This window comes from Clostridium sp. MT-14, assembly GCF_042436595.1.
GTDB classification, from domain to species: domain Bacteria; phylum Bacillota; class Clostridia; order Clostridiales; family Clostridiaceae; genus Clostridium_B; species Clostridium_B aromativorans.
Map to the genome: position 1 here is coordinate 1 of NZ_JBHMIY010000055.1, position 9,714 is coordinate 9,714.

Annotated in this window: 1 protein-coding gene, 3 tRNA genes and 3 rRNA genes; all 7 read right to left on the reverse strand. The window is 43.9% G+C overall.

What is annotated here, in order from left to right:
* Positions 1-137: 137 nt before the first annotated feature.
* Positions 138-2,228 (reverse strand): elongation factor G, encoded by a 2,091-nt coding sequence (fusA, locus tag ACFHWD_RS19830; protein WP_179978360.1) that lies wholly within the window; start codon positions 2,226-2,228, stop codon positions 138-140.
* Between the two features lie 258 nt (positions 2,229-2,486).
* Positions 2,487-2,562: transfer RNA gene (locus ACFHWD_RS19835), tRNA-Ala, on the reverse strand.
* 3 nt (positions 2,563-2,565) lie between these two features.
* Positions 2,566-2,642: transfer RNA gene (locus ACFHWD_RS19840), tRNA-Ile, on the reverse strand.
* 8 nt (positions 2,643-2,650) lie between these two features.
* Positions 2,651-2,767, reverse strand: a 5S ribosomal RNA gene (gene rrf, locus ACFHWD_RS19845).
* A 351-nt stretch (positions 2,768-3,118) separates the two neighbouring features.
* Positions 3,119-6,014, reverse strand: a 23S ribosomal RNA gene (locus ACFHWD_RS19850).
* A 1,499-nt stretch (positions 6,015-7,513) separates the two neighbouring features.
* Positions 7,514-7,590, reverse strand: a tRNA-Ile gene (locus tag ACFHWD_RS19855).
* A 322-nt stretch (positions 7,591-7,912) separates the two neighbouring features.
* Positions 7,913-9,422: ribosomal RNA gene (locus tag ACFHWD_RS19860) — 16S ribosomal RNA — on the reverse strand.
* Together the 16S, 23S and 5S rRNA genes with 3 tRNA genes alongside form the textbook arrangement of a ribosomal RNA operon.
* Positions 9,423-9,714: the final 292 nt, after the last annotated feature.

Below are 9,714 nucleotides of genomic sequence, written 5' to 3' on the forward strand. Positions count from 1 at the left end.
TGATGAGAACTGTCTTCCTATAGGAGCAGCAGTTTATAGTCAGATGGCAGCAGATTTTTTGAAGAATTAATAAAGTTACTTGATTGAAGGGACCGGTGCACAAATTTAATTGTACACCAGTCTTTTATTAACTTATTTTACCCTTCTTTAACTTTTATTTTATTCTTATTTTCTATTATCTTATTTGCTTCAGAACTTGGCACCTCTTCATATCTTTCAAATCTCATAGTAAAACTTCCTCTGGCCTGGGTCATGGATCTTAAATCTGTAGCATATTTAAACATTTCAGCTTGAGGAACTTCGGCTATTATTATTTGATTTCCTTCTGAACTCTCCATTCCCAGTACTTTTCCTCGTTTTTTGTTGATGTCCCCAATTATATCTCCCATATAGTGCTCGGGAACAGATATCTCCACATGTTCAATAGGTTCCAATAATATTGGTTCAGCTTCCATAAGTCCCTTTTTATATGCTAGTGAGGCTGCAACTTTAAATGCCATTTCTGATGAATCTACAGGATGATATGAGCCATCATGAAGTGTGGCTTTTAATCTTATTACAGGATAGCCAGCCAATACTCCATGATTTACACACTCCCTTAGACCTTTTTCCACTGCTGGTATATACTGTCTAGGTACTACCCCTCCTACTACTTTATCCACAAACTCTAAATCATCTTCCCCATCAGTCCTGGGCTCAAATTTAATTCTCACATCTCCATATTGTCCATGTCCTCCTGATTGCTTCTTGTGTTTCCCTTGAACATCTGAAATTTTCTTTATGGTTTCTCTATAAGGTACTTTTGGTTCCTGTAAAACAACTTCCACACCGAATTTAGATTTTAATTTACATGATATTACATCAATATGAGTCTCGCCCAATCCAGATATTATCACCTCTGCATTTTCCGTATCTCTAGATATTTTAAAAGTAAGATCTTCTTCTACCATCTTATTCAATCCGTTTAATATTTTATCTTCATCATTTTTAGATTTAGGTAAAACTGCCATTGAAATTACAGGCTGCGGAAATTTAATATCTTCAAATATCACAGAGGACTTAGGATAACATAGTGTATCCCCCGTACTTGTAAATTGTAGTTTAGATACAGCGCCTAAATCCCCAGCCGTTATTTCAGAGGCAGGAATCTGCTGTTTACCTCTTAGAAAATACATGGATCCCATTTTTTCATTTTTGTTCTTTTTAACATTATGCACTGTCATATCAGATTTCAACTTTCCCGTTATAACTCTAAACAAAGATAATTTACCAACAAAAGGATCCGCTATAGTTTTAAAAACAAATGCTGAAAAAGGTTCTTTTTCATCTATTTTTATAGTGTGTTCAGAGTCATTTTTTATATCTATAACTTTAATAGGCTCTATATTTTCTGGTGATGGAAAACATTCAATTATATCTTCAATAAAAGTCTCTATTCCTATTCCAGTTAAAGCAGAACCACACATTACAGGCACTACTTCTCCCTTTGAACACCCCTTTATTAAACCCTCATATATATCCTCATCGCTTAAAGTACCTTCATCGAAATATTTATCTAAAAGTTTTTCATCTGTCTCTGCTACGGCTTCCATTATCATATTTTTACATTCATCTACTTTTTCTAAAATATCTTCAGGTATATCCCCTTCTTCCATAGCTTTAGTTTTACTATTAAATATCCTAGCTCTTCTTGAAATAACGTTTACAACACCTTTAAAATCGCTTTCTTTACCTATAGGATACTGAACAGGTACTACAGATATACCAAATTTCTGCTTTAATTCTTCCATCACCTTTCCAAAATTAGAATTTTCCCTATCTAGCTTATTCACATAAAAGGCTCTTGGTAAATTGTTCTTATTTAAATAATCCCAGGATTTTTCTGTCCCTACCTGTATTCCTGATACACCTGATACAACAATCATTGCTGTATCAACAGCTCTTAATCCTTCCACAGTTTCTCCTATAAAATCAAAATATCCTGGCATATCAACTAAATTTATCTTTACATCATTATATTCACAAGAAACTATTGATGTAGATAAAGATATTTTTCTCTTTTTTTCTTCAGTGTCATAATCACTAACAGTATTTCCATCTTCAATTTTCCCAAATCTATCTGTAGCTTTCGTATAGTAAAGTATTGCTTCTGTTAATGTAGTTTTCCCAGATCCACTGTGACCAATAATTCCTACATTTCTTAAATATTTTGTTGAATAATTTTTCATAAGCAATTCCTCCTCTTACTTTGCACTTAGTTTATATATTCTACTTACAACTTAAAATCCCTGCTAAAATCAAATAAATTTTCACACTAATTTGATTTTACTCAATATATAAAAAAATAAATATATAAAAAATAGGCCAAAAATAGACATAACTTTTGGTCTTTAAAAGGATTTAAAACTTTAACTTTTTCAGTCAACAGACGAATATTAAGCGCTATATATGATAACTAAAAAAAGAGTAACAAATTGTTACTCGTGTGGTGGAGATAAAGAGATTCGAACTCTTGACCCTCTGCGTGCAAGGCAGATGCTCTCCCAGCTGAGCTATACCCCCATATGGTGGACCTTCAGGGACTCGAACCCCGGACCAACCGGTTATGAGCCGGTTGCTCTAACCAACTGAGCTAAAGATCCATATATTTACCTGGCGACGACCTGCTCTCCCACAGGGCCTCCCCTGCAGTACCATGGGCACTGTGAAGCTTAACCTTCCTGTTCGAAATGGTAAGGGGTGTTGCCTTCACGTTATTGCCACCAGATATTTTTACNCTAATTTTCTTATAAATTGCTATTAACTTCGCAATATTTCGTCAAAACATTCATTCCGATGCTCATTTACATAAGTAAATTCCGCTTCTCATTCACATTTTTCCTCATCTTGCTCGTTACTACCAATTTATTTAGCATATCACCTTCATCAGTACTTACCAACTTTAGTTAAGTAAATTTCGTCAAAAATTTCCCCATCACAATTTAATATTATACTGTCCTTCTTGTTACTTGTCAATACTTCTTAAAAAAACTTTTTAAAGTTTCTACAACATAAATATAAACTTTAAAAACTCTGTTCTCTCAAAATTGCACAGTAAATATCCCATCCATGTCTTCTTTTGGTCAAGCCCTCGACCTATTAGTATCAGTCAGCTGAGCAGGTTACCCTGCTTACACCCCTGACCTATCTCCTCGTGTTCTCCGAGGGGTCTTACCAGCTTTCGCTGTGGGAAATCTCTTCTCGAGGGGGGCTTCACGCTTAGATGCTTTCAGCGTTTATCCCTTCCCAACTTGGCTACCCAGCGGTGCTCCTGGCGGAACAACTGGTTCACCAGAGGTCAGTCCATCCCGGTCCTCTCGTACTAAGGACAGCTCCTCTCAAATTTCCTGCGCCCGCGACGGATAGGGACCGAACTGTCTCACGACGTTCTGAACCCAGCTCGCGTGCCGCTTTAATGGGCGAACAGCCCAACCCTTGGGACCTACTTCAGCCCCAGGATGCGACGAGCCGACATCGAGGTGCCAAACCTCCCCGTCGATGTGAACTCTTGGGGGAGATCAGCCTGTTATCCCCGAGGTAGCTTTTATCCGTTGAGCGATGGCCCTCCCACGAGGTACCACCGGATCACTAAGACCGACTTTCGTCCCTGCTCCACCTGTCTGTGTCGCAGTCAGGCTCCCTTTTGCCTTTGCACTCTCCGAAGAATTTCTAACCCTTCTGAGGAAACCTTTGTACGCCTCCGTTACCCTTTCGGAGGCGACCGCCCCAGTCAAACTGCCCACCTAACATTGTCCCGTCGCCAGTTTCATGGCACCCGGTTAGAATCCCAGTACCGTCAGGGTGGTATCCCAACGTCGGCTCCACATGGGCTGGCGCCCATGCTTCCATGTCTCCCACCTATTCTGTACAGACAATACCGAAATTCAGTGTTAAGCTGCAGTAAAGCTCTACGGGGTCTTTCCGTCCAATCGCGGGTAGCAAGCATCTTCACTTGCACTTCAATTTCGCCGGATTTGTTGTCGAGACAGTGCTCAAATCATTACGCCATTCGTGCGGGTCGGAACTTACCCGACAAGGAATTTCGCTACCTTAGGACCGTTATAGTTACGGCCGCCGTTTACTGGGGCTTAAGTTCTTACCTTCATATCTCTATTAAGTATTCCCCTTAACCTTCCAGCACCGGGCAGGCGTCAGCCCCTATACTTCAGCTTTCGCTTTAGCAGAGACCTGTGTTTTTGATAAACAGTTGCTTGAGCCTCTTCTCTGCGGCCTCTTCCGAGGCACTCCTTCTCCCTAGGTTACGGAGTCAATTTGCCGAGTTCCTTGACAACAATTCTTCCGATGGTCTTAGGATCCTCTCCTCACCTACCTGTGTCGGTTTGCGGTACGGGCACAGTTTACCTCCCTAGAGACTTTTCTCGGCAGTGTGATCTCGGATACTTCGCCTTTCGGCTTCCCCGTCACAGCTCACAATTGAAAAGGGGGATTTGCCTCCCTTCCCTTACTCGCTGCTTGGACATACCTCCATCTGTATGCACATCCTATCCTCCTGCGTCATCCCTTCGGGTCTTTACCGGTATTCTGCGGTATCGGACTCTCAACCGATTGTCCATCACCTACGCCTTTCGGCCTCGGCTTAGGTCCCGACTTACCCTGGGTGGACGAACCTTCCCCAGGAAACCTTAGGTTTTCGACCAATAAGATTCTCACTTATTTCTCGCTACTTATGCCAGCATTCTCTCTCCTGTCCTGTCCACTGCTCCTTCCGGTACAGCTTCTACCTGGACAGCATGCTCCTCTACCGCTATCTCTAGCCCACAGCTTCGGTGGTAAGTTTTAGCCCCGGACATCTTCGGCGCATGACCTCTTGACTAGTGAGCTGTTACGCACTCTTTAAATGTATGGCTGCTTCTGAGCCAACATCCTAGTTGTCTTAGAGATCACACTTCCTTTTCCACTTAACTTACACTTTGGGACCTTAGCCGGTGGTCTGGGCTTTTTCCCTTTTGACTACGGATCTTATCATTCGCAGTCTGACTGCCGGAATTCAAGTATTTGGCATTCGGAGTTTGATAGGGTTCAGTAACTGTTGTCAGCCCCTACCCCAGTCAGTGCTCTACCTCCATTACTCATTCCCGACGCTAGCCCTAAAGCTATTTCGAGGAGAACCAGCTATCTCCGAGTTCGATTGGAATTTCTCCGCTATCCACAGCTCATCCCATGGTTTTTCAACACCATTGTGGTTCGGTCCTCCACGAAATTTTACTTCCGCTTCAACCTGGCCATGGATAGGTCACCCGGTTTCGGGTCTGCACTATACAACTTCCCGCCCTTTTAAGACTCGGTTTCCCTCCGGCTCCGTACCTTAAGTACTTAACCTTGCTGCATACCGCAACTCGCTGGCTCGTTCTACAAAAAGCACGCCGTCGCACTTTATTGTGCTTCGACTATTTGTGGACACACGGTTTCAGATTCTATTTCACTCCCCTCCCGGGGTTCTTTTCACCTTTCCCTCACGGTACTTCTTCTCTATCGGTCACCAGGTAGTATTTAGCCTTGGGAGGTGGTCCTCCCTGCTTCCCACAAGGTTCCTCGTGTCTCGTGGTACTCTGGTTCAGGCCTTCGAGTCTCTGCTTTTCACCTACCGGGCTTTTACCGTCTGCGGCTCAACTTTCCAGTTGTATTCGCTTAAGCTTCCTCTCTCTTTTTGACCTGACCTCAACCCCAGGAACAAGTTCCTGGTTTGGGCTCTTTCCCTTTCGCTCGCCGCTACTTGGAAAATCGATCTTTCTTTCTCTTCCTCCGGGTACTTAGATGTTTCAGTTCCCCGGGTTTGCCTCTGAAGTCCTATGTATTCAGACTCCAGTTCCCGGTCTTTGCCGGGTGGGTTTCCCCATTCGGATATCTCTGGTTCTCTGGCTATTTGCGCCTACCCAGAGCTTTTCGCAGCTTATCACGTCCTTCTTAGGCTCCTGGTGCCAAGGCATCCTCCGTGCGCCCTTTGTAGCTTGACCTTTGCTTCGAAAATTACCATCAGCTTCACAATATTTCGTCAAAACTCTCTTTCCGATGCTCATTTACATAAGTAAACTCCGCTCCTCTATCGAGTCTTTCCTTGTCTTGTTCGCTGCTGCCAATTTTCTATTACTCTGATTGGAAAATCGCCATTAACTTCCCCTGGCTGCGTCAAAAGCTTCACTCCAGTGCTCATTTACATAAGTAAACTCCGCCCTTCCTTCTGCTTTTTCCTTGCCATACTCGTTACTGCCAATTTTCTATTACTCTGATTCAAAAATTGCTACTAACTTTGCATATCATCGTCAAGTCTTTCGCTTCGGTGCTCACTTACATAAGTAAGCTCTGCTCCTCCCTCAAGCCTTTCTTCGAACTACTCGTTACTGCCAATTTTCTATTACTCTGATTGAAAAATTGCTACTAACTTTGCATTTCATCGTCAAGTCTTTCGCTGCGGTGCTCACTTACATAAGTAAGCTCTGCTCCTCCCTCAAGCCTTTCCTCGAACTGCTCGTTACTGCCAATTTTCTATTACTTAGTTATAAATCTTACCTTAAGTGTTTTTTTAACTTCAATCTGAGTTATAACTTGCTTTACTACAAAGGTCATTTCTAACCTTAGCTCTAAAATTACCATTAGCTTCCTACAGCTGCGTCAAATGCCTCCCTGCGGTGCTCATTTACACTAACTAAACTCCGCTCCTCTATCGAGTCTCATTGTCTTGTTCGCTGCTGCCAATTATCTATTACTTAGTTATAAATCTTACCTTAAATGTTTTTTTAACTTCAATCTTAGTTATAATTTGCTTTACTACAAAGGTTATTTCTAACCTTAGCCCTAAAATTGCCATTAGCTTCCTACAGCTGCGTCAAATGCCTCACTGCGGTGCTCANCTAAAATTACCATTAGCTTCCTACAGCTGCGTCAAATGCCTCACTGCGGTGCTCCTTTACACTAAGTAAACTCCGCTCCTCTATCGAGTCTTTCCTGGTCTTGTTCGCTGCTGCCAATTTTCTATTACTGAGTTATAAATCTTACTTTAAATGTTTTTTTAACTTCAATCTGAGTTATAACTTGCTTTCCTACAAAGGTTATTTCTAACCTTAGCTCTAAAAGTACCATTAGCTTCCTACAGCTGCGTCAAATGCCTCACTGCGGTGCTCATTTACACTAAGTAAACTCCGCTCCTCCTTTGGCCTTTTCCTTGCTGTACTCGCTGCTGCCAATTTTAGCTTTAAAATTGCCATTAACTTCGCATCTCTTCGTCAAAACTCTCGTTCCGGTGTTCATTTACATAAGTAAACTCCACTCCTCGCTCCAGTTTTTCCTCGATATGCTCGTTACTGCCAACTCTATTATATTTACTGTGCAATTTTCAAAGAACAAATTTCTTTCAATTCGCAGTGCTCAATTCACAATTGATGTTCTCACTGTAAAACTAAAATAAAATTTAACTATCAATTGTGAAATGTTAATTAGGCATTTTACAATTGATTAATGGTGGGCTTAAATGGACTCGAACCATCGACCTCACGCTTATCAGGCGTGCGCTCTAACCAGCTGAGCTATAAGCCCTCAATGGTGGAGATAAAGAGATTCGAACTCTTGACCCTCTGCGTGCAAGNNNAAATTATAAAATTTTTGAGGATAATCCCTCAAAATCAAACAGAATAAACGGATACTTACATAAGACAAACCTTTTAAGAAAGCCTTTCTCAGGCTCCCTTTCGACTCCCTAGAAAGGAGGTGATCCAGCCGCAGGTTCTCCTACGGCTACCTTGTTACGACTTCACCCCAATCACCAACCCCACCTTCGGCCGCGTCCTCTTTCGTTAGACTACGGACTTCGGGTGTTGCCGGCTCTCNGCCTTTCTCAGGCTCCCTTTCGACTCCCTAGAAAGGAGGTGATCCAGCCGCAGGTTCTCCTACGGCTACCTTGTTACGACTTCACCCCAATCACCAACCCCACCTTCGGCCGCGTCCTCTTTCGTTAGACTACGGACTTCGGGTGTTGCCGGCTCTCATGGTGTGACGGGCGGTGTGTACAAGGCCCGGGAACGTATTCACCGCGACATGCTGATTCGCGATTACTAGCAACTCCAGCTTCATGCAGGCGGGTTTCAGCCTGCAATCCGAACTGGGAACAGTTTTTGAGGTTCGCTCCACCTCGCGGCCTTGCTTCTCTCTGTTCTGCCCATTGTAGCACGTGTGTTGCCCTGGACATAAGGGGCATGATGATTTGACGTCATCCCCACCTTCCTCCGCGTTAACCGCGGCAGTCTCGTTAGAGTGCTCATCTTACTGTTAGCAACTAACAACAGGGGTTGCGCTCGTTGCAGGACTTAACCTAACATCTCACGACACGAGCTGACGACAACCATGCACCACCTGTCTCCCTGCCCCGAAGGGCTTCTCTCATCTCTGAGATATGCAGGGGATGTCAAGTCCAGGTAAGGTTCTTCGCGTTGCTTCGAATTAAACCACATGCTCCGCTGCTTGTGCGGGCCCCCGTCAATTCCTTTGAGTTTTAATCTTGCGATCGTACTTCCCAGGCGGAGTACTTATTGTGTTTACTGCGGCACAGAAGGGGTCGATACCTCCTACACCTAGTACTCATCGTTTACGGCGTGGACTACCAGGGTATCTAATCCTGTTTGCTACCCACGCTTTCGTGCCTCAGCGTCAGTTACAGTCCAGAGAACCGCCTTCGCCACTGGTGTTCTTCCTAATCTCTACGCATTTCACCGCTACACTAGGAATTCCGTTCTCCTCTCCTGCACTCCAGACACCCAGTTTGAAATGCACTGCCCGGGTTAAGCCCGGGTATTTCACATCTCACTTAAATGTCCGCCTGCGCACCCTTTACGCCCAGTAATTCCGGACAACGCTTGCCACCTACGTATTACCGCGGCTGCTGGCACGTAGTTAGCCGTGGCTTCCTCATCTGGTACCGTCATTATCGTCCCAGATGACAGAGCTTTACAATCCGAAAACCTTCTTCACTCACGCGGCGTTGCTGCATCAGGCTTTCGCCCATTGTGCAATATTCCCCACTGCTGCCTCCCGTAGGAGTCTGGACCGTCTCTCAGTTCCAATGTGGCCGTTCACCCTCTCAGGTCGGCTACGCATCGTCGCCTTGGTAGGCCGTTACCCTGCCAACTAGCTAATGCGCCGCGGGTCCATCTCAAAGCGGATTTCTCCTTTAAAATATAATCCATGCGGATTATATTTGTCATGCGGTATTAATCTCCCTTTCGGGAGGCTATCCCCCTCTTTGAGGCAGGTTACCCACGTGTTACTCACCCGTCCGCCGCTAAGATTCTCCCGAAGGAGCTTCTTCGCCCGACTTGCATGTGTTAGGCACGCCGCCAGCGTTCGTCCTGAGCCAGGATCAAACTCTTAATTTAAAAGTTGTCTTTGACTCTGTTGAAAATTGTTATTAACTTCGCAATACTGTGTCAAAATACTCACTGCGGTACTCATTTACTCAAGTAAACTCTGTTCCTCCTTCGCATTTTTCCTTGTCTTGCTCGTCACTAACAATTTTAGACTTACTGCCTTTGTTGGAAATTGCCATTAACTTCGTCCAGCTTCGTCAAATGCTTCATTCCGGTGCTCATTTACCTAAGTAAACTCTGCTCCTCATTCGGCCTTTTCCTTGCTGTACTCGTTACTGTCAATTTCAAGCATATTACTTAC

Bases quoted from the DNA above. Each gene is read 5' to 3' on its own strand.
- fusA (WP_179978360.1), bottom strand. From the start codon at position 2,228: ATGAAAAATTATTCAACAAAATATTTAAGAAATGTAGGAATTATTGGT.